Source organism: Paraburkholderia sp. J10-1 (assembly GCF_905220165.1).
Taxonomy (GTDB): Bacteria; Pseudomonadota; Gammaproteobacteria; order Burkholderiales; family Burkholderiaceae; genus Paraburkholderia.
This window is the reverse complement of sequence record NZ_CAJMYW010000086.1, coordinates 1-310: the sequence shown is the minus strand read 5'-3', so window position 1 is coordinate 310 and position 310 is coordinate 1. Positions and strand designations below refer to the sequence as shown.

Below are 310 nucleotides of genomic sequence, written 5' to 3'. Positions count from 1 at the left end.
GACGAGCGCAAGATAGCACGCCACCGCGAGACGCCGCCGCTCCTCACTGCCGATGGCCGAATCGTGGTCCATATGGCGCGCCTGGCGCTCGACCCACGGGTGCCGCACATAACCCGTCGACGGATGCAGCAGCGGCAGATCGAGCGACTCCGGCGGATACAGATCGAGCCACTCCTGCGGCACGACGAGCGGGAAATGCGGCGCAACGAGACCCACATACAGCACCCACGGACGGTCGTCGCGCGCGTGCTCGCCGAGCCACGTCACCGCCGTGTCGGCCACGCGCATGTCGAAGCGGTTGTAGCTCGAG

Annotated in this window: 1 pseudogene; it reads right to left on the bottom strand. The window is 68.1% G+C overall.

From position 1 onward, the window contains the following. A pseudogene (locus U5A65_RS40830) lies at positions 1-310 on the bottom strand (sulfatase); the annotation flags it as partial.